The organism is Streptomyces sp. NBC_01304, from assembly GCF_035975855.1.
In the GTDB taxonomy this organism is placed as follows: domain Bacteria; phylum Actinomycetota; class Actinomycetes; order Streptomycetales; family Streptomycetaceae; genus Streptomyces.
The window spans coordinates 9,974,857-9,999,080 of record NZ_CP109055.1; the positions used below are offsets into that span (position 1 = coordinate 9,974,857).

The following is a 24,224-nucleotide window of genomic DNA, read 5'->3' on the forward strand; positions in this document are numbered from 1 at the left end:
ACTGGAGTGGTATAGAAATACCGGAGAGGGGGCCATGGTGAACACGTCGCTGTACGACAGTCACGGGCCGATACGGGCCATCGCGGAGACGTCCGCGAAGGACTACACCGGCAAGAACATGCGGATCCGCCCCGGGGGAGCCATCCACGCATGGAGTGCCGCCACATGGCGCGGCGTCCGTGTTCCGGCCCCCATATGCCACGTCGGATCATTCGCCGACGTCCGTGAACGCGGCACTCCCGAATGGCAGACCGTCACCTGCGGACGGCCCGGATGCCGCGACATGCAAGGCTTCACCGGCCGCCAGGTCGCCGCCGCCATCGCCCTGCAGAACATGTCCCTGCACCGCACCCTCACCTACGCCGACGGCACATCCGAGACGTTCCACACGACCGCCTACCAGCTGCGCATGGACCCCAATGAGCGCGTACGCGACGGCCTGTACCAGGTGACCGCCACCCATGTACGGGACGCGGTCGCGGAGTTTGACGCGGCCTTCGGGGTCGCCGCCTACGCCGAGCAGATCGCTACCGAACGCGCCCAGGCCCGCGGCCTCCTCTTCGACGTCGCCTGACTGCCGTGCCCGAGACGACCGCCGACACGTCGTGTCCGATCTGCCTCGACCTGTTGCGCACCAGCTGCACCCAACCCGAGGTACGCGGCGAAGCCTGGTGGGATGCCGTCTGGCTACACCTGATCGCCGACCACGGGACACCCGACCCCGCGTAAAGGGACGCTCGGCCCTGATGCGCAGGCCAAACGACCCCCACTCTTTATGCCGGCCGGACCGTAGCTTCGAAGGTATGAACCACACGACCAACTACCAGGGATGGACCCTTCCCGGCCATCAGCCGGCATCCGAGGTTCCTGCGGTGGCCGCGCATCTCGGCCCGCGGGCGCGCAAGCATTTCTTTGAGGCGACGGCGTACCTCATGCAGGGCGAGACCGTGTCGGGCGTGTGGGAGGGTGCGGCGTGGGGTGACGACAACGGCAAGGATCACAGCGCGCTCGGTGTCCTCGTCGTCACCGACCGGCGCCTGATTGCCTGCGGTGCCGGTCTTGGGGTGCGGGTGAACCGGCAGATGCTTCTAGTTGATGTGACGGGCGCTGACTTCCGTCGCGATGCGCTGCGGCTGACCGAGCTGTCGGGTGCCATGGTGGTGACCGGCCGTGGGGGGTACGAGTTGAAGTTCGCGCCGAGCGCGGGTTCGCATGTGGCCCAGCAGTTGGCCGGGTGGATTCTGGCGTTGCGGCATCACGTGGAGTCGACCCGCCGCTAGTGGGCGACGGGTGTTCGGCCACCGGTGGAATATTGATGGTTGTCGATGATCCACCATTTGCTTGAACGCTAAACGGTGGTCGCCCGTACGTACGTCAACGACCCTGCCACCACCGCGACGGTTGGATCCGCGTCCCGCCCTTTCGGTAGCGCGGCTTTAGGTAGCGCGGGTCGTGGTGTCCATCCGGATGTCCCGGCTCTTGATCAGTTTGAAATTGCTCCGGATCCTGGCAGTCGACGCCGCTCACCTGTAGATACTCGGCACAGGACAGCATCGGAATCTGCCGCCGGTTCATGCGGAGGCTGCGCGTCGCTGGAAGGGCCGCTGCCACCAGCGCGACGGCCGGATGCGCGTCCCGCGCCCGCCCATCCGGTGGTGGTGTTCCTCCGGCGGTGCCGTACTGAAGTCAGGATCCGTCGCACAGTCGATGTCGAAGACGGCCCGGAACTCTTCACACGTGGCGTACAGATCGCGGCGGTTCACTCGGCACTCACGGGCGCTCGCATCGTCTCAATCTGTGCCTCGCTGAACCACTGCAGGGTGAGCTCAGGCTCATGCCCGTATCGGGCCTGGAAGTCGTCGGGTACGTACAGGGCCACGATCCAGCCGTCCCACACGTCGGCGACATCGCTGCGGTAGCCGCCGAATGTGCGGCGCCTGGTCGTCAGACGCTGGCCTTCCAGGAGCAGTTCGCCGACTGTCAGAGGAGTGGCCGCTACGGCGGTATCCCACTCCTTCGCATCAGTTGCTTCCGGTTTGGCGAAGTCGAAGGTTCCGTGCAGATAGAGCTCGGCCATCGGGGCGTAATCCACCGTCGCCATGTACTCGGGGCCAGCACCGCCTGACTGGCTGGACAGGTGGAAGCCTTCTCCTCTGCGCCAGCCGATACCCGGACGCCTGACTAGCTCCAGTCCTTTGAGGTACGGGGCCGCGTACAGGCCCTCGCGGTTCAGCAGTCCAGCCATGTCCATCCCTCGCTCTCGTCCTTGATGTTCACCGGCTTGCCACTGGCCGTCGTACCTACCGCAGTCACCACTACCTTCCACGATCCCTCCGTGCAGGGTCCTCCTGTTTGGAGGTTCGCCGACATCTGACCCCCGCTGATCTCCTGGTCATCGTCGAATACGGTCACGGCCCGACCGCCTTCGAGCTTTTGCAGGCGGAGTGTCACATGCACTTCTCGCGGGGGCCGCAAACAGCTCACCACCCCCGTGCCCTGGACCAGACCGGCGGGCGTCAGGCGGGGATCGGGCGCACTGGTGACACGGCAAGAGTCATCGTCACCGCCGCGCTTGCCGTCGGTGCTGCTGCTGCCGCCTCCTGAGTACGCGTAGGCGCCGAAGATGAACAGACCTACGAGGAGCAGGCCGCCGCCCGACTTCTGCTTCGCCTTTGTGTCCGCCACACAATCACTCCTTTCAAGAGACCTGGATCAGTAGCCACACGAACACCGCCCACAGGCCGGCCACCACGAGCAGTACGAGGCATCCCCAGAAGATGGCCGGGCCGCTGACGGCGGCGGCCTCCTTGTCGGCCTTCGCCTGCTCCTCGTCTGCTTCACGGTGCGCCTGCTCGTTGCAGAGGTGGCAGCCGGGTTCGTGCTGGTGGGGTATGTGATCGCTCATCGCAGCTGGTTCCCTCTCGGGAAAGGGGCAGAGGTATGCCCCGCTCGCAGGTGCCGAATGCCGTCGGATGGTTCCTGCGAGCGGGGCGGCCCCGCCTGCACCGCCGGGGGTAGGTCCGTGACGACCAGGCGGCACAATCGGGGAGTGTGAGGGCCGGGGACCGTCCTGTCGGCGTAGGAGAGAACGGCCCCCGGCAGCGCAGGCCCGGGAAGCCCACTCCCGGGGTGTTGCGCTCATCCCGCCGTCGGAGCTGGACTTCCGTCGGGCGGGGGCTTGGGGGCATCGGGGCACACGCAGCGGGCGTGGGTCTCCGAGTGGCAGTTGTCGCACGGCGCCGTGTGAATGCGATAGATGTACACGACCGTCTTGCTCTCGTACTTGCACCACGATGAGTTCATGCGCAGCTCCTGCGGCGTTCCGGATGTCATGGCTGCCTGCCGCAGTAGCAGGGACCGGGATCGTCCGGAATGCAGCGGCGGCAGTGACGGCAGACGACTGAAGCGACCTGTTTCATGACCGGCCCCTTTCTCGGCGCCACACGCGATTCGTGCACGTCGGCCGCCACGTCAAGCCCACTTTGAGCCGTGATCGTAAGCAGCTGCGACGAGACAGACGCGGCTGATTTCACTTCCCCCACATTCTTTGACTCAAAGTCAGCCCACTGGCCGAAAGTACTGTTCACGGCAGTACCCCGCTGATGTGTGCCAGTGCCCGCGCCACACGCGCACTGGCCTGTGTGTGCCAGGCGAACTCCGCATCGGACATGTGGATCGGACCCGACCGGGCCAGGCTGTTCGCCTCCATCAACAGGGCACGGTTTTCCAGACGCTGGCGTCCGTCCAGCTGCTCGCCCAGGGCTTTCAGATCGGCGAGCAGGCGCATAGCCCTCGGGGTGACCTGGGCCCGGTCGGGGACACTGAGGCGCACGGCCAACACCCAGTCGATGTCACGCCGCAACTGCTCGACATCAAGGTCTGTACTCGTCTGCTCGTCGCTCACGATGCTCACCGCGGTTGCCCCTCTACGCCGTCCCTTGGTGGAGACACGACCTTAAAGGCGTACGGATACGGCGACAGGTACAGCCGCTACCCCCTCACCGAGGGGTACAGACTGGACCTGTCGTGACCTCATGCGGCGAGCGGGGCGCCGATCTTCTGCCGCAGATAGCGGGCATCCGCACGCAGCAACTTCGGGCCCCGCGTCTCCAGCTCACCGACGATGCCCCGAGTGAACAGGTTGTAGCGGATGGTCTCCGGCGACTCTTCGTGCGCCATCTTCAGCAGGGACACGGCCGCTACATCGTTCTTCGCCAGATGGTGAGCGCGTGCGGCCTCGATGAGATGGAAGCTGCGGCGGGTCGCCGACGGGATCGTCTCGACGTCCACTTCGGTTGCCGCGACGGCCGGGCCGGACTGCACGAGATCCGTGTTCATCGTGATCGCGTACGCATCCACCGTCCCCCGGCCGAAGATCAGCCACGGATGCGTGTACCCGGACCCCAGCTTTTTCGCAGCGTCGTCGGCCTGGTCCCAGAACCGTTCCGCGTCTCCCTTACGACCCACCTTCGCGAACGACAGAGCTCCGGCGAGATGCAGCAGACCCCACAACGCCTGTTCCTCCGGCGAGCGGTCCCGGTCGAGAAGACCGGCCGCTTTCATCGCCAGGTCCACGCGGGCCTCATGGCGTTCGCCGGCATCCCGGAAAACATGGTTCATGTACCAGGCCGCTGCTGCGATGGCGCGTGGACTGTCAGCATCCTGGGCGGCTGCCATGGCCCGATCGCCGGTGAGCATCACCAGTTCCGGCACCGGCTGGAACGACAGGTACAGCTGAGTGAGATGGTAGGTCTGGGCGAGCTGGACCAGCACCTTGCGACGCTCGATGCCGTCGAGGACGTGGGAGGCGTGCTGCAGGTCCGCCAACAGGTCGGGCAGCAGCATCGAAATCCGTGTGCGGTGATCGTAGGGGCCGTGCCACAACTTCCACGCCTCATGTACCCGGGACGTGAGCTCAGCGACCGTGGGCGGCGCCGTGTCGGGCGGGGTGAGGGTGAACGTGGTCAACGCTTCACGGACAACGGGCAAAGCTTGGTGGGCGGCCTTGGTGTACGTGGAGGCAGACAATCGTTCATCTCCCGTGAGCTCCGCCAGATCGGACACGTTCAACACGTCTGCCAGCGACAACAGCATGGGCAGGCGCGGAACGCCGAGACGGCCGTTCTCGATTCCCTTGACCCACTCGGAGCTGCGTCCGACCAGGCCGCCGAGGACGGGACGAGTCATGCCGCGGATTTCACGCGCACGGCGAACGCGGTCCCCAAATGTGCGAGGGGGGTTCGGAGGTTCATGCTGCTCGGGCATACTGGCTCCTGTTCTGACCTAGACACTCAGAACGGTACAGCGGGCCTTAACTCCGGGTCATCGCTTCGCACTTCGCCTCCTGAACGCAGTCAGGAGGCGAAGTCGTTTTCTACTGCTGTCGGGTGGGCCAGTGCCAGGTACCCGGCTCGAACTTCGGCCCCCGGTCAGGGGTGTCCGTGCAGTGCACCCACGTATCGGGGCGGCCTGGCCGGCTGGTGCCCTGATGCTCCGATACGGCCTCGGTGTGCTGGCCGGTCATGGTCTTGATGAACAACACCTGTTGCGCGTCGGATGGGTCGTGGCTGCCGATTTCGACGGCCACGACCTCAGCGGCCCGGCACGTCGGCGGATACACGCCGTCCGCCGATCCTCGAGATACGTAGTGGACATCCGAGCCGATGTAAACGGGGCGGGGCGGGAGTGGCCCGGGGTTGTCGTTCACTGGGGGCCTTTCATTCGGGGGTGTTGTCGGACACGTTGGTCATGTCCTCGGCGTACAGGTCGGATTGGGTGGACTGGGCTGCGCTCCACCGGTTGTGGCGGATCTCCACGGCGGGGGATTTCACGGCGTGGATGACGTTCGTGCCCCAGTTGCCGGCGGAGTGGTTGTCGAGGATGCGGATGTTGGTGGCGGTCAGGGTGATCGGTACCGGGTCGACGACAGGCTGAGTGCCTGTCGGATCGGGCGCGTACCGGGAGTAGGGCTGGTTGATGGAGATGGCCGCGTACTGGCATCCGGTGCGCCCGGTGTCCTGCAGCGTGTTCTTCTCGATGAGGACGTTGTTGACGGTGTTGAACGCGGCCTTCGTGCCCAGGGAGTGGACGAGGATGCATCCCTTGGTGCCGTCGTCCAGCGTCCCGACCTTGGGGTGATCGTGGCTGGACGCGAACTGGTTGCCCCGGATGATCACGCCGTCGCAGTGCATGATCCGTACCGCGGCGCCGAGGTAGTCGGTGACCGTGTTGCCCTCGATCAGGATGCTTGTGTGCCGGGGAGTAGCGGCGGGGTAGGTGTGGGCGCCGACGAATACCCCGTACGGGCCTGCGGTGTTGGACGGGCCGACCCAGCAGTCCCTGACCTTGAGGCCCGTGGTGGGGGTGCCGTCGGCGGCCCCACCAGCTCCGGAGCCCTTGAAGCTGTGGTCGATCTGGATCGCTTCGACGTAGGGCCAGCCTTCGTTACGCCAGTGCGTTCCGGGCGCCCAGGGGAAGTCGTGGGTCTCGTCGCCTGGGATGTAGCCCTCGAAGCGGCATTTTTCGACGAGAACATTTTTGTTGCCGGTGGAGTCGATGACGTGGTTTTCGAACTGGTTGAGAAATCGGACGTTGCGGAACGTTCCGGAGGCGGCGTGGGACAATGTGACCATGGTGTAGCCCCAGTTATGGGCTGCGGCCACGGCCCCGTTGCCGTCGAACGTGCCTCCCTCAATGACCCAGCCGGAGTCGCCGTCGTAGCCGCCGAAGGTGTCGTTCTTGTCGAAGTTCGCGACGACCATGTAATGCCCTTGGCGGCGGATCACCGCGCCGTCGTCGAGGAGCATGTGCACCCCGGTACGGATCTTGAACATTGGTGTCCTGCCGCTGCCAGGCTGGTCCTTGACGCAGTACACGCCGTCCGGGACACGGACCTTGCCCCGGCCCTGGGCGTGGACGGTATCGATCGCCTTCTGGATGGCGCGCGAGTTGGCCTCAGCGACCGCGTCCGTGACGGTGTCGCCCGCAGTGGCGCCGACGTCGTTGATCCACACGTCCTGATCGGAGTCCGCCTCATTGTCGGACACGTTCGTCATGTCGTCCGAGACGATGGAGTCGCCGGAAAGGACCGACTGCCGCCACCGGTTGTGCCGGATCTCCACGCCCGGAACGTGCGCCGACGAGATGACCGCAGTGCCCTGGTGGCGGGCCACATGGTTGGACATGACGTGCACGTTCCGGCACGTCTGGCCGACCAGGAACAGGCGCACGCTGCCGTCGGCGTTGTAGTGCCGCCACGGCTCATTGATGCTGATGGCCGCGTACTGGCAGTTGGGGTTGCCGCTGTCCTGGATGCGGTTTTTCTCGATCCGAATGTTGCTGGTGGGATGGGATTCCCAGCCGGTGAAGTACGGAGAGTGCACGATGATCGCGCCCTTGCTGCCCTCATCGATCCGCCCCAGCTTCGGGTGATCGTGGCTGGATGCGAGCACGTTGTTGCGGATCAACGCACCGTCCACACCGATGAGTCGCACACCCGCGCCGAGGTAGTCGGCGACCGTGTTGTTCTCCACCGTCACGTTGCGGTAGGTGGGCCCGTCCTTGATGCCGGCCGCGTGCCCGCCGACGAACACGGGCCACGGGCCTTGGGTGTCTGAGGGGCCCGTCCAGCAGTCGCGGACGGTCAGTCCGTCGGTGGGGGTGCCGTCGTGCGCACCGCCTGCGCCTCCGGCCTTCAAGGCGCGGTCGATTTGGATGGCTTCGATGTAGGGCCAGCCGTGCGTGCCCCACACGGTGCCCGCCCACTCGCCCGAAGTGGCCTCGTTGGGCGGCAGGTAGCCCTCGAAGCGGCAGTCTTCGACGAGTAGGTCTTTGTTGCCGGTGGAGTCGACGGCATGGTTGCCGTACACGTTCAGGAAGCGGACGCCGCGGATCGTGCCGCCGCGTGAGTGGGAGAGTTCGAAGGTGGGGGAGTTCCAGTTCTTGGCCTTCATCATCGAACCGTTGGCGTCGATGGTTCCGCCCTCGATCGTCCAGTACGAGGGCCCGTCATACCCGCCGAAGGTGTCGGTGGGCCCGAAGGTGACGACCATGGGGTACGGGGTGAATGCCCGCTGAATGACCGCGTCGTCGTCGAGGAGCAGGTGGACGCCCGTCTTCATGACCAGCATCGGCGTGCCGTACGTGCCGCCGCGTGAGGCGATGGCGAAGTTCCCGGCCGGGACCCGCACCGCGCCTTGGCCGCGTGCGGCGATTGTGTCGATGGCCTTCTGGATCGCGGCCGTGTTCGCCTGCGCGATCTCTAGCGTCGGCTGGTGGGTGTCGACAGCCCCGAAGTCGGTGATCCACACATCGTGATCGGGCAGGGGCGGTGTCACCCGGGATGCGTACTCGTCCTGCAGCGGATACGGCACCAAAGTGTGGCCGACGGCCTTGCCTTCCATCTGCGCCACGGTGTGCGTCGCCGCGCCCTCGGCGTTGCGGTAGCGGAACTCGAAGTGCACCGTCCGCGACCGGCCCGGCGGGATCCACATCGAGGCGTCCACCGTGCGGGTCTTGCGCCAGTCGAAACCGCCCGACCACACCGTCTGCGTCTCGTCCCAGCCGGGTACCGGCTCGTCGTCGTACCAGAAGCGGGTGTGGAAGACGGCGACGCCGTATTGGGGGATGTGGGCGTGGACGCGGAACATGAGCAGGATTTCGGCGCGCATCGGCGCACACGAAGGGTTGTTGACCACGATCGGCTTGAATGTCGCGGTGCGGTGCGCTTTCGGTTTGACGTAGCCCCAGCCGCCTGCGGATTCCCAGTCCTGGTCGATGACGCCCATATCCCCGGGGGGCAGCCACAAGCCGTGCGGGTCGGCCATCAGCCCGTTGTCCTCGACCAGCTCGCCCGGATACGGCCACACTCCGGGGGCGGGGGCACGCAGCTGGAAATCGGCTGTCTCGTTGATCGTGAACGTGTTGGAGACACAGAGCTGGATCTGTGCGTTGTCCATCTGCGCCATGTTCAGGCCGCCTGGGGGAAGGGGACGAAAGCGATGCCGCACGGCCGCATCTCGATCGCCTGGATCCGTTGGATCACGTTGCCCTCCGCGTTCCTGTAGCGGAGGGCGGAGTGGATGGTGCGGGTCTGGCCGGGTTCCGCCCACGTGGAGCCGTCCACGATGAACGATTCACGCCACGTGAACCCGCCTGAGTAGGCGGTCGCGTACTCCTGCCAGGGCGTAGCGGCCTGCGTGTCGAACCAGACTTTCGCGTCGATCGCACCCACGTTGCCGACGCCCTTACCGCCGTACATGGTCACGTAACTGCGCATGTGGAGGAGCAGGTGGACGCGCATGCGGGCCCCGGACCGGTTCGTCACAGCGATGTCGTCGAAGGGGTACTCGGCAATCCCCTTCGGGGGGACCTCGACAACAGCCTGGTTGGCCTTCTCGTAGTTGTCAGGATTACGGCGGATCGCATACCGGTCCTGCGGCGGCGCCCACACCCCCAACGTGGGATCTTCGTACAGGCCGTTGAAGTCCCGGATAGGCGCGTCGTACGGCCAGGCGCCGGGGCGGGGCTGACGCAGCTGCAGAATGCCTTGGTTGTCGGTGCCGAACGCGGGACCGGTACAGATCCGCTGCCCCGCCATCACTGACCGCCCTCGACGGCTTCGACGTCGGACACGTCCTGGTCCTCGACGTCGCCCTGTTCCATGTCCCACGGCGCCGGGGGTTCGACAGAGATCATGGGCCTGGCCATCGCCGCCGCCGTACGGGCCGGGGAGGATCCCTGGCCGGTGGGCGGGGGCTGGCCCAGGAACCCGATCGCCGTCGTCCGGAACGTCAGGTCGACCGTCGAGTCGGGGCCCGGGTTCCAGTCGTATTTCCACCGGACCCAGAACCCCACCGCTCGGTTGAGGGCCCGTGTCTGGCCGGGCGGGATAGTGATGGTGAAGGGGAGGCAGCCGTGGAAGAACACGGCCCCGTAGTACTGGACGTCAGCGCCGGTCAGGCGCGGCCAGTTCGACCCGGCAGATGGCGGCGGGTTCTCGTCCACCCAGAACATGGGCTCGGCCCATCCGCCGAGCTTCAACCCGCGGGCAATGCCGTTCGCCGCACAGTTGCCGACGACCACCAGTTCACTGGTCGTCGACGGGTTATGGATGTTCCACGGATAGTTGGGGCCCAGCCAGTACCGTTTGTCGCCCACCGCGTAGGCGCCCTCGATGTTGATGAACTCCCAGTCCGGGGCGGAGCGGGCAGGGCTCATGGGCCGCATCTGGTAGTCCCACGACCACACACCCCCGCCGTCATCGACGTGCGTGCCGTTCGCGGCGTTCAACGGCTGCTTGCCCGGCCACACCGCCTGAGTCGGACCCTTCACGTCAAGGACGCCGTCCTTGTAGGTCAGCGACTTGCCGTAGCAGTTCATGGAAACCATCAGGAAGTGAGCCCTTCGAGGATGTGGGCGGCGAACATGACGGTCCAGTCGATGGTGATCGTCGCCCCGCTGGTGTTGGACACGTAGCAGGTCACGACCTCGTTGGAGAACGATCCGCCCGGCGGCACTTCCAACTGCACCGGTACATACGCCGCAAGGACACCGACCAGTCCTTCGTTCGCCGAAGCGAGGGCGATCGGATCCGTTGTCGGATGGCCTGCCACGGACATGCGCAGCTCCGTCGTCCCCGACCAGGCAGTTGCGCCGGTCACCGTGTAGGGGATGACCGCGGACCAGCCGCCCGACACGACGGCCGGACGCGTACCCGGGTTCCGCCACACCTGAGCGGGAATCTTCGGCCCCAGATCGTGAGCCCCACCCGTGGGGATGTCGACCGGCCCCGACAGATCGGCCGCATGCTGGATGTACGACATGCCGTAGACGGTGGCCGGCAGATCGACGAACAGGCCGTCCTGGTCGTACTTGAGGCCGTTGCCCTCGGCGAGGGGGATGCCGGGGTAGGGCCATTTGCGTTGCTGGGCGCTGACTTTCAGATCGCCCTCATTGGTGACCGCGAACAGGTCCGGGTTGTACGAGACTTCGTCGGCCATGACTTCACCCGCCCTTGACGGTGACAGCGGTCAAGGACAAGACACGGCGGGCCTGCTTGATGGCCCACGGCCCGGATGCCTTCGAGTCGGCCCACACCCGGCCGTACACGGTGACCTTCCCGGTCGGTGGGACGGTCGTGCGGAACGGCAGCGTGAACGATGTTTCCCACCACTCGGTGATCCCCGTACACGTATCCACGACCGGCCCCGTCGTCGGAACGCTGCTCTCTTGGATGGCGGCGCGGGCAAGGATCTGCCCCCACGAGTCGATATCGCCTTGGCGCTGCATCTGCAGGTGCACCCAGTAGGTGCCGGACACCAGCAGTGTTCCGGCGTGAGAGTTCGTGAAGCTCAACTGTGTGGCGCCGTAGGCGATCGACTTACCGGCCGCGAGGGTGCCGGTGCTGGTGGTGTCGGTCTTCTGCCCGTGCGCGGTCACCGCTGCCGGTGCCGCCCACAACCCTAGGTCGGGGTCGAGGTAGACGCCGACCTGAGCGGGCGGATGCGGCGGCCGGACGCCGTCACCAATCCGCACGTCCAGCTCGTTCTCGGTACCCACCCCGAGCATGGGCTGCAGGCACTTGTCGGGGATGATCGGGACGCCCATCAGGGAAGGTCTCCGAGGCGCACCATGTGGAAGTAGCCGCCGTTCTCGATGATGCCGTTCTGCGCGTACTGGACAGAGACCTTCTGCCCGGCGGCGATCTTCTCGGCGGCGGTGACGTTGTTCATCAGCATGGAACCGGTGTTGTTCAGCCGGACGCCACCCCAGGTGTTAGAGGTACCGCCGATGCGCAGATACGAGGAGCCCACCCGGTTGTCCCGGACCGTGGCAGTGGTCATCATCTGGTAGACGCCAGCCTCGACAACGGTGATGGCGTCGGCGCCGACGGTGAACCCGGATGTTCCTGCGATCTTGGTGAGCGGCAGCGTCACCCACGCGGAGCCGGTCTCCGGGCCGGTCCCCAGCTTGCACGCAACATACTTCGTCGTCTCGGCCTGCTTCTGGCCGAAGAGCACTTCGAGCTTGTCGGCCAACTGCTTCCAGTACGGCACCCAGTTGGTCTTCGGGTCATCGCCCGTCAGATACGGGATCTTGAGCGTGGGGGTTTCCTTCACGGCTTGCTCCAGTTCTCAACAACATCGTGGACAGTGGCACCGGACGCGCCGGTGATCGCGGCCTCAACGGTTGCCCCGGCCGCGCCCGTGATCGCCTCACCGATCCGCTTGTCCCGCTTGCTCGTGTCGTCGGGGGCCGTAGCGATCCCGTTGAACACCACCCGGCAGTAATCCAGGCCCAACGGGACGTACAGGTCGTTGCAGACCTGCGGGTTCAGGTACAGGCGCAGCGTTTCCCCGCCGTTCAGCCACTCCGTCACCGGCCAGCACATGGCGCCCGCCCACACCGTGGGAACGCCGATCGAACCCGGCCGCCACCGCGACACCAGCGCGGGCCGCGTGAACGGGTACAGGGCCGGATCCGCGTGCATACGGATCTCGCCCTGCGTCTTCGGTACCGTCGCCGACCACGACAGGGACCATGTTCCCGACACCATGAACGGCCGGGACGCGGACGGATTCTTGACCGTCACCGTGGGGGCTGGGACCGTCCACCAGCCGCCGGCATCGACCCTCGGCCCGGACGCCGTCGATTGCGAGCCGGTGACGCTGGTGATGCCACCGGCCGGCTCGGCGGCAACGCGCAAGCCCAGCGGGTCGCGGTACAGGCCCGACGGCGTTCCCGGCGAACGCACGGCCTTGACGGGACCGGCGAGGCCGAGGAGACGGCCCTGGGCCAGCGTGAAATCGTTCGAGATACAGCCACGCATCGGTATGCATCCCTCCTATCGGGCTTCTGCGGTCGCTGGGGTGAGGGTCCATGTGGCGCCGTCGAGGTCCACCCAGTTCGGGTAGCGTGATTCGTCCTGGACGACGGAGACGGTTTGGACGAAGGGCTTGGTGGAGGGGCGGTCGAAGCCGTGGGAGTGGTCGCCGCCGCTGATGCTGTGACCATGGCCGATCGTGTGGGTGTGAGCCGGTAGCTCAGGTGCAGCTGTGCTGCCGCTGTTACCGGGGTTGGCGCCTCCCAGGTTGTGGCTGTGACCCCTAGATGTGGTGTCGCCTCGCGTCCACACGTCCTCCTTGCCGACCTTCGTATTCAGGGCCGGTTGGGAGTAGCAGAAGATCCGCCCGTCCGGCTCCACATCAATACGGGTAGTCGGGGGTCGGTTGGGCCAGGCTTGGCAGGCGACCGCGAACCGCACCCGCTGTTCGGGCCGGTACTCCTCCGGCACCACAGCCAACGGCGTCTTACCGGTGTGCCAGCCAGGAGCGTTGATGGGCTCGCAATGCCCGGACAACCACACCCGGTTGCCCACCTTCGTGATGGAGCCCATGCCGCGTGCCAGGTGGAAGTCGACCACGGTCGGCGTGACCGCCGCGAACAGTTCCTTGATCTGGTCGGTGGTCACCAACGGGGGGAACAGCTGGTGCTTCTTCCCGTCGGCGGTCTCCAAGTTGACGACGCCGGGGTTGTTTTCGTCCGTGGTGATGATGAACCCGCCACCCAGGACTGCGGTATCCGGATTCTCGAGACTGTCCAACCGCTCCTGTAGCTCTTTGAGGCGGTCGGGGAGGGCGAGTTCGTCGGGGGTTCCGGCTAGGGATTCGGCGCGTGCCACCGCTGGTCCTCCTCGTCCTGGGCGTCGTTGTCGGCTGCGGCGGTCTCGTCGGTGGGGTCCTCGACGTTCACCGATACTGGCTCCGCGGTGATCTCCACCCGTTCCCCGTTCTCGTCGAAGGTGACCACCACATCGGTCAGGCGTAGCGGGGTGAGGGCGGGGCGGATCCACGTCTCATCCAGATACAGGGCGATCCGCGCCCCGGGGATCAACTCGTCCATGGCGACGGGGGATCGGGCATGCAGCCGCTGCCCGGACATGCGCAGATAGTGCGGGTGCCGGCCGCGGGCCAGGCCCCGTTGTGCGGTGAGGGTGACTTCGTCGATGAGGCGGGTGCCGGACATGGATTTGAGCTGCCAGACGAGTCCGCGCCAGCCGGTTTCGGTTCCTCCGACGGTGGCGACGTTTGCCGGGGTGGAGGCGTTCACGGTGCGGCCGTCTGGCTTGGGTGTGACGTAGGTGTATTCGTGCTCGAAGTCCCGGTCATCCGGGGGGATTTCGGGGAGCTTGTCCTCTACCGCCGAGGCAACTCCCTGCAACCCTTGAGCTTTCGCGGTGTACATGGTGGCGGCGGTGTAGCCGTCGCGTTCCAGGACGAGGCCGCTGCTGCTGTCGCTGCCGGTGAAGTCTTCTTCGGTCAAACGCAGGACGCGGCCGAGTACGGAGTGTTGTTCGGGGCCGATGAGGATGGTGCGGGCCACGGTGGTGAGGTCGATGTGGTGCTGTGCGAGGGAGTGGACGCCGTCCCACGCGTACTCACACCACGCCTGACCCCGGCGTGTGGCGGGGATGCCGGCGGGGGTGGGCTTGATGAATGCCAACGCGGCGGGGTCGTCGAGGGCGTAGGCCTCGTGCATGAGCCATACCGCGAGGTCGGTGGCGTCGAGTGCTGATGCGCCGGTGTAGCGGTAGTCGAGGGGTACGGGGCGGACTTTCAGCCAGGCCAGCATGTCGTCTGCGGTGAGTTTCAGGCTGGTGCGGGTTTCCTGGTAGTCGACGAGTGGCCCGCACCAGACGGGCTGGTCCTCATCTCCCCGGTACAGGGTGATCTCGTACGCCCATTCCGGGTTGACGACGGTCGCCGGATCCAGTGCCTTTCGTAGTGGGCCGCAGACCGGTTTCGTGAGCAGGATTTCGCAGCGGGAGATGTCGTCGAGGGTGCGCGTCCACTTGATGACGGCCGGATCGGCGATGACGGCCGCGACCCCAGCAGCGGGGCCGCCCCGGTAGTGCAGGACGACCGTGTATGTGTCTGGGCATCCGAGAGCGCGGGGCATCAGGCGGCCTCCCAGATCGCCGAGGCCGACACATCAACGATGGCGGTCACGGCCTCGGGGTCGACGATCGAACCCCGGTCGGCGACCGCGACCACACACCACGCTTCAGCCGCACTGAAGGTGGGCAACTCGCGGATGGGGCGTCCGGCGTCGTTGTAGACCGGCACGTTCTCGTCCACGGAGCCGTCCGCGCAGGTCTTGGTGATGCAGCCCGCCCGCCCGTCCATGACCAGGGTGGTTCCGGCGCCGAGGTAGGGGACGCCGAACGTGGCGGCCAGATCACACTCGTCGAGTGTTTCCGGCGTGCAGGTGGCGCCGGGCTTGGACCGGTAGATACGGATGGACAGTTTCCGTGCCGGTTTCGCTCCGGTGGTGATGGTGATCGTCGGGGCGAAGCGGGTGTGTGTCGACATGACCGGCGTGGCCTTGCCGGTGGTGGCGTAGGCGGGGGTGAGGGTGGCGATGCAGGCGGCCGGATCCGTCGGCACGGGCAGCATCGGCGGCGCCGTATGCACCGGGGCGGACGGGTCCGGGTCACACGATGCGCCCGGCAGAGGGGATGGCGGGACGGCGAGGAGTTCGGCCTTCCCTACCGGCTGCCAGTCCGGCACTTTCGCGCGCAGGATGACTTCCGGCATCGCATACACGGCCCCCGCCGGAGCCGTCCCGGACACGGTGCCCGTGCCAGGCTGACCGGTGGCGGATCCGACGTTGTTGCCGTCGGCGTCCTTGAACATGATCTGCGCGATCGCATCCGGGGCTTTCCCCAACTCCGAATGGAAGTCGACGGCATGTCCGGGGCGTACGGGCCATCCGGGCATCGTGGGGTGCTTCCACTGCACGACCGCCCCAGCTGATGCCCCGACCACGCCGATGCGGCCTTCCCGGATGGCCATCTTCGCCGGGTTGGGGATGGCAGCCACCCTGAAGCGCCCGATCCGGGCGGCCCCGTCCGTCGCAGTCGACTGGTACAGCACATACGACAACAGGCCGATGGTGCGCACGTTCTTGTGCATCTGGCCAGGACTGTTCGGATCCGCCGACGGCCCACTGGTGCCCTGCTCCGCCCAGCCCCGCAGATAGCCGGTGAACTTGCGGTACTCCGAGGACGCATCGAGCCTCCCCGAGGCCGCGCAGTAGTGCTGACGCGAATAGGCGTTCTGACCGACCGTGTTACACCAGTCGCCCTTCTCGTCATGTCCGGCCAGCCCAGTGTGGAAGACGTTGTCCCGGTCGGACGGCTTCACCGACGTCTTCAGCCACGCTTCTACCTTGTAGAGGGCTTTTCCGTCGTAGGCGACTTTCGTCTTCGACTCGGCGACCGCCCACGCCTTCCACTCCAGAGCCGTCCCGGCCGGGGCGCGCCCATCATCAACCCGTTCCGGTACAGGCCCGTACGCGGCCGTCCACCGCTCCGGGTCCGACATGTCATCGTCAATGAGGGTGCGCTCCGCCAAATACAGGTCCCAGCCCAAAGTGGTGGTGCCGGTACCGGTCGACTGATCAGGCCCCAGCACATTGGACCGGCTCGTGTTGCACGACGCGGCAATCGTGCACATCCCGGAGTCGGCCGGGGTCCACTGCACGCACTCGTCCATCACCGAAATCGTGCAGTCAATCGGATTGCCGGTCACCCCCGGCTGATGCGCCACCCACCCCTGACACGGCCACCTGGTCGGCGTCACAAACCCCATCTGGTCGGCGAGGGTGACGGGTTCGGCGTACAGCCACGGACGCCCGGCCACCAGAACGATCTCGAACTCGGCGGTGACAGGCCTGCCGCTGCCCTCACATGCTCCGGTGGACAGATACCGATACTCCGGACTGCTAGGCCAGTCCAGCAGCCCCACGTCATACAGGGTCAGATACGCACGCCGCTGCTCCTGCGCTGAAGCCGAGGGGTCGGGGCAATAGGCGAGGATGCGGGCAGTGGAACCGGCGCATCCCCCGCAACTGGTGTCCGGGTTGCGGTCGCTGTTGCTCATCTGCCAGGCCAGCCACGACATGCCGTACGACATGCCGGCATCGGATGCGGCCAGGGCCCGCAGCTTCAGTCCGATTTCCCGCTCACCGATGCGCAACGGGCCGAGCGCACTCCCGGCGTGAGCGAGTCTGGTCACGGACCGCTCGAAGGGGGCACGGTCGATGCCCGTCATCTCCAGACACCAAAACCCGAGGAACTCTTTGGATGCGGGGACTGCCTTGTCCCACCATGGTGGGTCGGCGAGCATGTCGCTGCCGGGGGCGGGGCACGGAGCGCATTTCCAGAATCCGCCGATGCCGGCTTGCTTCGCCAGCCGTTTGGCCATGGCGTTGTCGACGATGGGTACGCCGCCAAGTGCCAGGTATCCGGGATACATACGGCGGCTCCCTTTAGATGGCTCGGGCGAGGCGGGCGACGGCGGCCATGGCGACTGCTTCGGGATCGCGGGCCGGGGTGTGGATGTGGATACCGCCCACATCGATACGTGTGCCAGTCCGAGGGTTCATCTGGCCTGCTTCCTTGGTGAGGCCGGACTGTTCCATCAGTTCCTGGCGTCTGGAGCGCTTGGAGGCGGAGAGCGGAATGACGACTTCGGGCCCGGCTTCGCCGATGAGGGCGTAGGTAGGGCCGGTAACGATCGCGCCGCGTGCGAGTCCGGGAATGAAGCTCCGGAGGGCGGAGGGGATGAGGTTCTTCACGCCGTCGATCAGTGAGCGGGCGGCTTGACCGGCGATGCTGGCGAGCTGTCCGGGGAGCTGCTTGACCTTGTCGACGATCCAGGTGATGGCGGAGGTTACGGTGCGTTTCGCTGCGTCCCAGGCGCGGGTCATCAGCCCCGACAAGGCGCTTCCCAGGCCGGACAGAGCACCGGTGATCATGGTGGGCAGGCGCTTGACGAAATTGACGATCTCGGTGACCTTCGACGAAACCACCGTGTAGCCGATCTGCCAGGCCGAGCGCAGGAGGCTGCCGATCATGCTGCCCAGCGACGACAGAATCTGCGACATGCGGGAGGGCAGCTTGCTGACGAAGTCGACGACCATCGACACCCCGGCCGATACCGCGCTGACGGCCAACTGCCACGCGGACTGCATCAGCTGCCACAACAGCGGGCCCAGTGACATCAGCACCTGGCCGATCATTCCCGGCAGCTGCCCCATGACCTGCATCATCGACGTGATCAACGCCCAGGCGGCCTGGCCGCCGGCCTGCATCAGCTGGATCGGAAGCGACGCGAATGCCATCACGATTTTCATGAGGATTTCGCCCCAACTGAACGTTGAGACGGCCTCCTTCACGCCGTCGCCGACGGCCTTACCGGCGCTGCTTCCGGCGTTCTTGGCTTCGGGGCTCTCCGTGTCTGACTTGAAGAGGCTCCCGATCCACTCGGGGATTTTCTCGATGAACTCGACGAGCTTCGCCTGCAGGGAATCGGCCCAGCCGTTGACGATGTTGGGGATCTCGTTGGCCCACTCGCTCATCTTGCGGGTGAGGGCATCGGTCCAGCCCTTGACGATGTCGGGCAGCTTGTCCGTCCACTCGACGAGCTTGTCTGTCGCGGACTGCATCCATTCGGTGATCTTCTCGGCGATCTTCGGTGCTGCCTGACTGATCGCGTCGGCGGCGGACTGCGCCCACCTTGCGATCACCCCGGGCACCTTCGACACGAACTCCGCGAGCCGTACTGCCGCTTGCTCCACCCAGTCCTGTACGGCGGCGCCGATCTCCATGGCCTTGCCTGCCGCTGCTGCGGTGATGGACCCCACCCAGCTGGTGACCAGGCCGGGGGCGCGGACGGTGAACTTCGCCAGCTCTGTGACGGCGCCGGGAATCCATGCGGCCACGGCCGAAGCGATCCCGGCGGCCTTGCCGCGGATGGTGCGGGCCGCCTCGATCTCCCACATGGCGACCGCGACGGCGATGTCCATGGCCTTGTCGCGCAGCCAGCGGGCGGCCTGCGGTGCCCAGTCGGCGACCGCCCTGCCGATGTCGACAGCCGCTTCGCCCAGGCGTCTGGTGGCGGTGAGGACCCATTCCCACACAGCGGATGCGATCCTCGGCGCAGCTTCCTTGATCGCAGACCAGGCGGTTGTAGCCCAGCCGGCGATGATGCCGGGCAGGGCGGTGACGAAGCCGCGGAGCCTCGCCCACCCCGCCGCAGTCCACTCGCCGATCAGGGAGCCGAACTGTGCGGCGTATCCGCCGATGGCCTTCAGGCCGTCCCAGATCCAGCCCGGCAGTTTCCTCGCCAACCCTGCGATGGCCTGGAAGGCTTTGGCGGTCTGCGCCTTCAGCTTGTCCCAGTTGCCGGTCACGATGGAGATCAGAATGCCGAGGGGGCCGAGGATCACGGAGACCACCAGCGGCCAGTTCTCCACGATCCAGTCGAAGGCGGCCTTCAGACCGGACCAGATTGCCCGGCCGATCGACGCGAAAGCCGAACCTACGGACTTTGCCACTGAAACGATCTTTGACCAGGCTGTCTGCAGCCATGTGGTGCGAGTCCACACAAAGTAGATCGCGACACCGATCGCGACGAGGAGCGCCCCGATCCCGGTCGAGATCAGCACGCCCTTGACGGTGATCCCCAGGGCGATGAACGCGGCCTTCAGGACCGCGATCGCAGACGCGATCTTCGCTGCGATGAGGATGACAGGGCCGAGTACGGCCGTGAACACCAGGAACCCGGATGCGGCTGCCTTGACCGGATCGGGCAGCCGGGTCATCCACCGCACGAACGTCGTCAGGCCGCCGACAACCTTCGTGAACGCAGACAGCAGCCCGGACTCGCCGATCGAGATGGCCAGACCTTCGGCCGCCGACTTCAGTGCGGTCATGCCGCCCTTGGCGCCCTGGTTCATGGTGTCGGCCATGCGTTTCGCGGAACCCTCGCTGTCGCGGGTCGCGTCGCGCATCCTGTTGATCGCGGGCAACCCCTGATCCAGGAGGGCCGCAAGCTGGGGGCCGCCCCGGGTTCCGAACATCTTCGTGGCCTGCGCGCCGGTGATTCCGGCCTTGGCCATGTCGTAGATGACGTCGATCATCGGGCGCATCTTCCCCGACGAGTCGGTCAGCGAGACACCGAGCTTGTCGAGCTGGGTCGTCACCTTCGCCGGGGCCGACTGCAGACCCAGCAGCACGTTCCTGAGGCTGGTTCCGGCCATAGAGCCTTGAATGCCCGCGTTGCCGAACAGGCCGATCAGGGCGGCCGTGTCGGAGAATTCCAGGCCCGCCTGTTTCGCGATGGGCCCGACATACTTGAACGATTCGCCGAGCATCGAAATGTCGACGTTGGCGTTCGACATGGTCTTGGCGAGCACGTCGTTGACGCGTCCGAGCTGTTCGGCCTTGAAGCCATAGCCGGTCATGATGTTCGACGTGATGTCGGCCGCCTGGCCGAGGTCCATCTGTGCGGCAGCAGCCAACTGCAGCGTGGACGGCATCGCGGCCATGATCTGGTTCGTCTTCAACCCGGCCATGCCCAAAAAGCCCATGGCGTCGGCGGCTTCAGACGCAGAGAACTTCGTAGTGGCGCCGAGCTGTTTGGCGAGGTTGTTGAGCTGAGTGAACTCGGGACCGGTGGCGTTGGTGACCGCCTTCACCCGGTTCATACCGGCCTCGAAGTTCGAGGACATCGCGATGATCCCGGCCGTCGCAACAGCCGCCGGGAGAGACAGGTTCCGGCTGATCGCAGATCCGGCCTTCGCCGCCGCCGAAGGCCCCTTGTTGATCTCGGTGGCCATGGCCGTGCCGACAGCAGACCAGCGCTGACGCACCGTCGACGCAGCCGTCCCGAGGGCGCTTGCGATCTGCGCGCCAGCAGTGCGGGCCGTCATGGTGGCCGTGTTCCATGCGCCGGAAAGGCCGGTCGCGATAGCGGTTCCGGCGTGGGTGAGGCCGGTGCGCATGGACGATCCGAAGCCCGTCGCCGCAGTGCGCCCGGCGGTAGCGGCACGGGTTGCGGTGTCCCGGCCGAGGCGGGACCCGAACGTCGTGGCCGCGGTCGTGGCCGCAGCTGTCATTCCGGCGCGGGTGGCCGTGTCGAAAGAGCGGGTAGCGGCGGTTCCGGCGGCGCGCATCTGTGCCTGCAGCTGGGGGCGCAGTCTTCGGGTGTCGGCCAGGATTTCCACGAACGCCGTCGCGAGCGCCACCGGGATTCTCCTTCCTGATCGTGGTCTAGGTGCGGGTCAGTGCTGCCATCTGGTTCATCGCGGCGCTGAAAGCTGCCTCTTCGGCCGGGTCCGGGACGGACAGGTCATCGAGTAGGTCTGTGCTGTCAGGCAGGGCGAGGGGAGCCCATACCTGGGATTCGAGCCGCGCGATGCCCTGCTCGGTCTTGCCGTCCTTGTCGGGCTCAACGGTGGCGCGCAGCAGATGCCACATGAGGGCCAGCACCCGCCGGACCGGCATGGTGAGGGGGTCGGTGCCACCGCACTCGGTGGCCACCCATGGGTCGAAGTGGAGCCACTGGGCGCGGATGCTTGCCGCGAGACGTACCGCCGCAGGCCAGGACAGTGCACACACGTGCTCCGCGAGAGCGAGGGTGATGGCGTGGACGTCGTCGAGGTCGAAGGCGTCGTCCACGTCGGCCAGGCGCAGACACCAGGTGTCGAACCCGTCCACCTTCTGGGCGATGGCCCACCAGTCGCTGGTGGAGAGCACGCCGATCCACCAGTCCGCCGGCTGTTCGGGCAGACCGTATGGTTCTGCGTCGACATCGATGGCGAGGAACCCGGTGTGCGGGGGCCATGCGGGTTCGGTGGGGGCAGCGTCATCGGGGGTGGTCACGCCTTCTTTGTGCGGCGCTGAGCGCGGTTGGGTCCGGGGGCTTCGGATCCCATGGCGGCGAAGGCGCGGTTGACGTCCGGGGACCAGGTTTCGATGAGCGTGTTGATGACCTTGGAGACGTCCTCGTAGTCGAGGTCGTCATCGAGGTCACGCAGGCGGCTTTCGAGCCACGCGGCATCGGCGCCGGAGAGGCATACGTCGCCGAACACGCCGAAGGCGTAGGCCTTTTCCGCGTCGGAGGAGCCTGGGGCCGCGCAGGTGGCCAGGCGCGCCCACATGGCCTTCTTGGGGCAGCGTGCGGTGACGGTGCGTCCGTCCCAGTCGAAGGTGATGGGGCTGGGGGTGTTCTTCTGGTCCTTCTTGGGGGTGGTGAAGGACAGCGGGGCGGTGGTGGTGTCGGTGGTGGGCATATGGGTTCCTCCCGGCTCGGCGGTCGCCTCAGGCAACGATTAACGGTTGCCTGAGGAAACGACTGGCCAGGGCGAAGCCGTCCGCAGCGCCCGCTCCAGGAACCTCACCGGCGGTGTTCCACGCACCTGCCGGGCATAGACGAACCCCTTGGAACCCTTCGGCTTGAACCGCAGAAACTGGGAACGCCGCGGCCGGATGGGGCCCCGGCCCGCATACACACCGGTCCCCTTCTCCTGATAGATCGCGTACGGAAGATCGGTGCCGATCCGCGCCGTGATCCGCCCCGGGACCGCGACCGTCGTCGACCGGATCGACGCCCGCAGACGGCCGTTGTTCACCGGAGCGTTCACCTTCGCCTGGGATTCCACGCGCTTCCCGGCAGTGCGTACCGCCGTCACAAGCGGCGAACCGGGCGCGGTCAGCAGCCGCCCCAGTTCCGCCTCGTTGATGACCACCCGGACCGGCATCAGACCTCCCGGATCTCTTCGACCAGGCCGAGTTCGAGCGCGGCCCGGTTCGCGAGCGTCAGTGGCCAGTTGGTGAGCACCGTGCCGACCGGCGGGGCGCCCGCGTACGGGATGCGGATACGGACGGTGACCCGGTCCACGGGCTTGGCCAACGGCATGGTCTGGTCAGGCATGGGGTACTCCTCGCACCAGCGGGGGCAGGATCAGATTCGCCTCACCCGTAGCGATCACCGTCAGCACGCCGCCCGCGCACCCGCCGGCCGGGCCCACGGGCCGCCATGCGTCGGCGCGGAGCTGGTATTCGCCGGGAAGGTCTTCGACGTTGCAGCAGAACACCGCCATGCGCAGCAGTTCCTCGTCCGCGAGGAAGTCGTAGGCCTCTTGTGAGAGGACGTCACACGGGGGTGCGGAGCCGTCTTCGGTGAGGGCAATGCAGCGGTGCACGCCGATTTCCATGACGACGTTCAGCGTGCCGGAGGGGCAGTTGTCCGCGGAGATGAGGCCCAGTCCGGTGCCGGAGGCGTCTTGGGGGGAGATGGACTGCACCCGTCCCCACAGGTGGCCGTCTTTGGACTGGTCGGGGCAGGGGCAGCCGCATCCGTCCATCGGCAGCAGATCGGCCTGATGGCGCAGGCAGCATTCGCAGACTTCGAACCCGGCCCTGGTGAACATGGTGCAGGCGCAGGTGACCAGGTGCGCGAGGATCCGGCCGATCCGAGAGAGCGGCCGGTCGGATTTCAGGGGTGGGGGCAGACCGGTCATCGCATCCACCTGCCGTATCCGGCACTCGGCCACGTTTCGACGCGTCCGGCGGGGGTGATGTCGGGGCTGTAGACGCCGGGCTTGCGCAGTTGCCGCTTCGGGTTGACGGCGGACAGCCACTGATCGACCCCCGAAATGCCGGTCTTGCCTTCGGCATAGAACTGGGCGGGGTCGATTTCCCAGGACACGCCGTCACGGGTGACCTGCGTGACGTTGAAGGGGATGTCGCACTTGCCCTTGGCGCAGGCCTTCGCCAGCTGCTGGGCGAGAATCCCCACCGCCCGCTGGCCGCCCGGCGGTACGGGCTCTCCGCGCAGGTAGATGACCGCCCATGTCCCGTACTCGGTATAGGACTTGGTGAGGTCCTGGCAGGTCGGCCACTCACGGCCGTCACAGCGCACCAGGGTCTGCTTGTCGTAGAGCCGGTACGCGGAGCCGTCGTCGGGAAGTTTGATGCCGTCGACCCACACGGCGGCAATCTCACCGGCCGGGCCCGGCAGCACGATTTTGGAGACGACGGCCGCACAGTCGCATGCGTCGCGGTCGCACTGCTGGCAGCGGAAGTTGAACCACTCACCGCCCACCAGCGCAGGGATCCAACCTGTCCCGGAACCCCAGTACCCGGTCCCGGGACAGGTGGAGCACGGGTTGCCGCAGCACCGCTTGCACGGACGCAGGGCAACCGCGCACTGGCCGAAGCGCCGCCCGGACAAGGCCCAGATGATCTCTACAGCGGTGGCGAGCGCACTGGCCCACACCTGCGGCAAAAACTCATCAGGTTTCGCGCATGTGGTGTCTGCGGTCCAGCCGCACCACTGGTTGTCCTCGTCCGGGACGATCGCCTCAGCCACAGC

General features: G+C 66.5%; 26 protein-coding genes. 3 read left to right on the forward strand and 23 right to left on the reverse strand.

The window, feature by feature from the left end:
- Positions 1–34: 34 nt before the first annotated feature.
- The 3 genes from OG430_RS44635 (at position 35) to OG430_RS44645 (ending at position 1,280) form a co-directional block, all read left to right on the forward strand.
- Positions 35–574 (forward strand): hypothetical protein, encoded by a 540-nt coding sequence (locus OG430_RS44635; RefSeq protein WP_327358408.1) that lies wholly within the window; start codon positions 35–37, stop codon positions 572–574.
- A gap of 5 nt (positions 575–579) precedes the next feature.
- Positions 580–729, forward strand: a complete 150-nt coding sequence (locus OG430_RS44640) for a hypothetical protein (RefSeq protein ID WP_327358409.1) — start codon at positions 580–582, stop codon at positions 727–729.
- A 74-nt stretch (positions 730–803) separates the two neighbouring features.
- The gene (locus tag OG430_RS44645; RefSeq protein ID WP_327358410.1) at positions 804–1,280 is read left to right on the forward strand and encodes a hypothetical protein; all 477 of its coding nucleotides are present in this window, start codon (positions 804–806) and stop codon (positions 1,278–1,280) included.
- A 479-nt stretch (positions 1,281–1,759) separates the two neighbouring features.
- Here OG430_RS44645 and OG430_RS44650 read toward each other — a convergent pair whose 3' ends face one another.
- The 23 genes from OG430_RS44650 to OG430_RS44760 form a co-directional block, all read right to left on the reverse strand.
- Positions 1,760–2,245, reverse strand: coding sequence for a hypothetical protein (locus tag OG430_RS44650; RefSeq protein WP_327358411.1), 486 nt, complete (start codon positions 2,243–2,245; stop codon positions 1,760–1,762).
- On the reverse strand, positions 2,230–2,685 hold the full coding sequence (locus OG430_RS44655) for a hypothetical protein (protein WP_327358412.1): 456 nt from the start codon (positions 2,683–2,685) through the stop codon (positions 2,230–2,232). The genes OG430_RS44650 and OG430_RS44655 overlap by 16 nt, the downstream gene beginning before the upstream one ends.
- Positions 2,686–2,698: 13 nt before the next feature.
- Entirely contained in the window at positions 2,699–2,905 is a 207-nt protein-coding gene (locus OG430_RS44660) for a hypothetical protein (RefSeq protein WP_327358413.1), read from the reverse strand.
- 678 nt (positions 2,906–3,583) lie between these two features.
- Positions 3,584–3,913 (reverse strand): hypothetical protein, encoded by a 330-nt coding sequence (locus OG430_RS44665; RefSeq protein ID WP_327358414.1) that lies wholly within the window; start codon positions 3,911–3,913, stop codon positions 3,584–3,586.
- Positions 3,914–4,032: 119 nt separating this feature from the next.
- Entirely contained in the window at positions 4,033–5,265 is a 1,233-nt protein-coding gene (locus tag OG430_RS44670) for a helix-turn-helix domain-containing protein (RefSeq protein ID WP_327358415.1), read from the reverse strand.
- Positions 5,266–5,374: 109 nt separating this feature from the next.
- A complete protein-coding gene (locus OG430_RS44675) occupies positions 5,375–5,587 on the reverse strand; it encodes a hypothetical protein (RefSeq protein ID WP_327358416.1) in 213 nt (70 codons plus the stop codon).
- A 130-nt stretch (positions 5,588–5,717) separates the two neighbouring features.
- Positions 5,718–8,957: a hypothetical protein gene (locus OG430_RS44680; protein WP_327358417.1), complete on the reverse strand. Its 3,240-nt coding sequence runs from the start codon at positions 8,955–8,957 to the stop codon at positions 5,718–5,720.
- An 11-nt stretch (positions 8,958–8,968) separates the two neighbouring features.
- On the reverse strand, positions 8,969–9,598 hold the full coding sequence (locus OG430_RS44685; RefSeq protein WP_327358418.1) for a hypothetical protein: 630 nt from the start codon (positions 9,596–9,598) through the stop codon (positions 8,969–8,971).
- Positions 9,598–10,389, reverse strand: a complete 792-nt coding sequence (locus OG430_RS44690) for a hypothetical protein (protein ID WP_327358419.1) — start codon at positions 10,387–10,389, stop codon at positions 9,598–9,600. The genes OG430_RS44685 and OG430_RS44690 overlap by 1 nt, the downstream gene beginning before the upstream one ends.
- Complete coding sequence (locus OG430_RS44695; protein ID WP_327358420.1) at positions 10,389–11,000, reverse strand: hypothetical protein; 612 nt, start codon at positions 10,998–11,000, stop codon at positions 10,389–10,391. Before OG430_RS44695 ends, OG430_RS44690 begins: the two co-directional genes overlap by 1 nt.
- 4 nt (positions 11,001–11,004) lie before the next feature.
- Positions 11,005–11,607 (reverse strand): hypothetical protein, encoded by a 603-nt coding sequence (locus OG430_RS44700; protein WP_327358421.1) that lies wholly within the window; start codon positions 11,605–11,607, stop codon positions 11,005–11,007.
- The gene (locus tag OG430_RS44705; protein ID WP_327358422.1) at positions 11,607–12,119 is read right to left on the reverse strand and encodes a hypothetical protein; all 513 of its coding nucleotides are present in this window, start codon (positions 12,117–12,119) and stop codon (positions 11,607–11,609) included. Before OG430_RS44705 ends, OG430_RS44700 begins: the two co-directional genes overlap by 1 nt.
- Entirely contained in the window at positions 12,116–12,829 is a 714-nt protein-coding gene (locus tag OG430_RS44710) for a hypothetical protein (protein WP_327358423.1), read from the reverse strand. The genes OG430_RS44705 and OG430_RS44710 overlap by 4 nt, the downstream gene beginning before the upstream one ends.
- Before the next feature lie 15 nt (positions 12,830–12,844).
- A complete protein-coding gene (locus OG430_RS44715; protein WP_327358424.1) occupies positions 12,845–13,681 on the reverse strand; it encodes a hypothetical protein in 837 nt (278 codons plus the stop codon).
- Positions 13,660–14,958 (reverse strand): hypothetical protein, encoded by a 1,299-nt coding sequence (locus tag OG430_RS44720; RefSeq protein ID WP_327358425.1) that lies wholly within the window; start codon positions 14,956–14,958, stop codon positions 13,660–13,662. Before OG430_RS44720 ends, OG430_RS44715 begins: the two co-directional genes overlap by 22 nt.
- Positions 14,958–17,420, reverse strand: coding sequence for a hypothetical protein (locus OG430_RS44725; protein ID WP_327358426.1), 2,463 nt, complete (start codon positions 17,418–17,420; stop codon positions 14,958–14,960). Before OG430_RS44725 ends, OG430_RS44720 begins: the two co-directional genes overlap by 1 nt.
- Positions 17,332–21,093 carry a phage tail tape measure protein gene (locus OG430_RS44730; protein ID WP_327358427.1) on the reverse strand — a complete coding sequence of 1,254 codons (3,762 nt, stop codon included), beginning with the start codon at positions 21,091–21,093 and terminating at the stop codon, positions 17,332–17,334. The genes OG430_RS44725 and OG430_RS44730 overlap by 89 nt, the downstream gene beginning before the upstream one ends.
- A gap of 25 nt (positions 21,094–21,118) precedes the next feature.
- Positions 21,119–21,730, reverse strand: coding sequence for a hypothetical protein (locus OG430_RS44735; protein WP_327358428.1), 612 nt, complete (start codon positions 21,728–21,730; stop codon positions 21,119–21,121).
- Positions 21,727–22,140: a hypothetical protein gene (locus tag OG430_RS44740; RefSeq protein ID WP_327358429.1), complete on the reverse strand. Its 414-nt coding sequence runs from the start codon at positions 22,138–22,140 to the stop codon at positions 21,727–21,729. Before OG430_RS44740 ends, OG430_RS44735 begins: the two co-directional genes overlap by 4 nt.
- A gap of 39 nt (positions 22,141–22,179) precedes the next feature.
- Positions 22,180–22,608, reverse strand: coding sequence for an HK97 gp10 family phage protein (locus tag OG430_RS44745; protein ID WP_327358430.1), 429 nt, complete (start codon positions 22,606–22,608; stop codon positions 22,180–22,182).
- Positions 22,608–22,781, reverse strand: a complete 174-nt coding sequence (locus OG430_RS44750; RefSeq protein ID WP_327358431.1) for a hypothetical protein — start codon at positions 22,779–22,781, stop codon at positions 22,608–22,610. The genes OG430_RS44745 and OG430_RS44750 overlap by 1 nt, the downstream gene beginning before the upstream one ends.
- Entirely contained in the window at positions 22,774–23,370 is a 597-nt protein-coding gene (locus OG430_RS44755; RefSeq protein WP_327358432.1) for a hypothetical protein, read from the reverse strand. Before OG430_RS44755 ends, OG430_RS44750 begins: the two co-directional genes overlap by 8 nt.
- A complete protein-coding gene (locus OG430_RS44760) occupies positions 23,367–24,221 on the reverse strand; it encodes a hypothetical protein (protein ID WP_327358433.1) in 855 nt (284 codons plus the stop codon). Before OG430_RS44760 ends, OG430_RS44755 begins: the two co-directional genes overlap by 4 nt.
- Positions 24,222–24,224: the final 3 nt, after the last annotated feature.

Excerpts from the sequence above, each read along its gene's own strand:
- OG430_RS44635 (WP_327358408.1), top strand. The coding sequence starts at position 35 with ATGGTGAACACGTCGCTGTACGACAGTCACGGGCCGATACGGGCCATC.
- OG430_RS44645 (WP_327358410.1), top strand. The coding sequence starts at position 804 with ATGAACCACACGACCAACTACCAGGGATGGACCCTTCCCGGCCATCAG.
- OG430_RS44650 (WP_327358411.1), bottom strand. The coding sequence starts at position 2,245 with ATGGCTGGACTGCTGAACCGCGAGGGCCTGTACGCGGCCCCGTACCTC.
- OG430_RS44660 (WP_327358413.1), bottom strand. The coding sequence starts at position 2,905 with ATGAGCGATCACATACCCCACCAGCACGAACCCGGCTGCCACCTCTGC.
- OG430_RS44670 (WP_327358415.1), bottom strand. The coding sequence starts at position 5,265 with ATGCCCGAGCAGCATGAACCTCCGAACCCCCCTCGCACATTTGGGGAC.
- OG430_RS44680 (WP_327358417.1), bottom strand. The coding sequence starts at position 8,957 with ATGGACAACGCACAGATCCAGCTCTGTGTCTCCAACACGTTCACGATC.
- OG430_RS44685 (WP_327358418.1), bottom strand. The coding sequence starts at position 9,598 with ATGGCGGGGCAGCGGATCTGTACCGGTCCCGCGTTCGGCACCGACAAC.
- OG430_RS44690 (WP_327358419.1), bottom strand. The coding sequence starts at position 10,389 with ATGGTTTCCATGAACTGCTACGGCAAGTCGCTGACCTACAAGGACGGC.
- OG430_RS44695 (WP_327358420.1), bottom strand. The coding sequence starts at position 11,000 with ATGGCCGACGAAGTCTCGTACAACCCGGACCTGTTCGCGGTCACCAAT.
- OG430_RS44700 (WP_327358421.1), bottom strand. The coding sequence starts at position 11,607 with ATGGGCGTCCCGATCATCCCCGACAAGTGCCTGCAGCCCATGCTCGGG.
- OG430_RS44710 (WP_327358423.1), bottom strand. The coding sequence starts at position 12,829 with ATGCGTGGCTGTATCTCGAACGATTTCACGCTGGCCCAGGGCCGTCTC.
- OG430_RS44720 (WP_327358425.1), bottom strand. The coding sequence starts at position 14,958 with ATGCCCCGCGCTCTCGGATGCCCAGACACATACACGGTCGTCCTGCAC.
- OG430_RS44725 (WP_327358426.1), bottom strand. The coding sequence starts at position 17,420 with ATGTGGGCGGTATCCACATCCACACCCCGGCCCGCGATCCCGAAGCAG.
- OG430_RS44740 (WP_327358429.1), bottom strand. The coding sequence starts at position 22,140 with ATGCCCACCACCGACACCACCACCGCCCCGCTGTCCTTCACCACCCCC.
- OG430_RS44745 (WP_327358430.1), bottom strand. The coding sequence starts at position 22,608 with ATGCCGGTCCGGGTGGTCATCAACGAGGCGGAACTGGGGCGGCTGCTG.
- OG430_RS44750 (WP_327358431.1), bottom strand. The coding sequence starts at position 22,781 with ATGCCTGACCAGACCATGCCGTTGGCCAAGCCCGTGGACCGGGTCACC.
- OG430_RS44755 (WP_327358432.1), bottom strand. The coding sequence starts at position 23,370 with ATGACCGGTCTGCCCCCACCCCTGAAATCCGACCGGCCGCTCTCTCGG.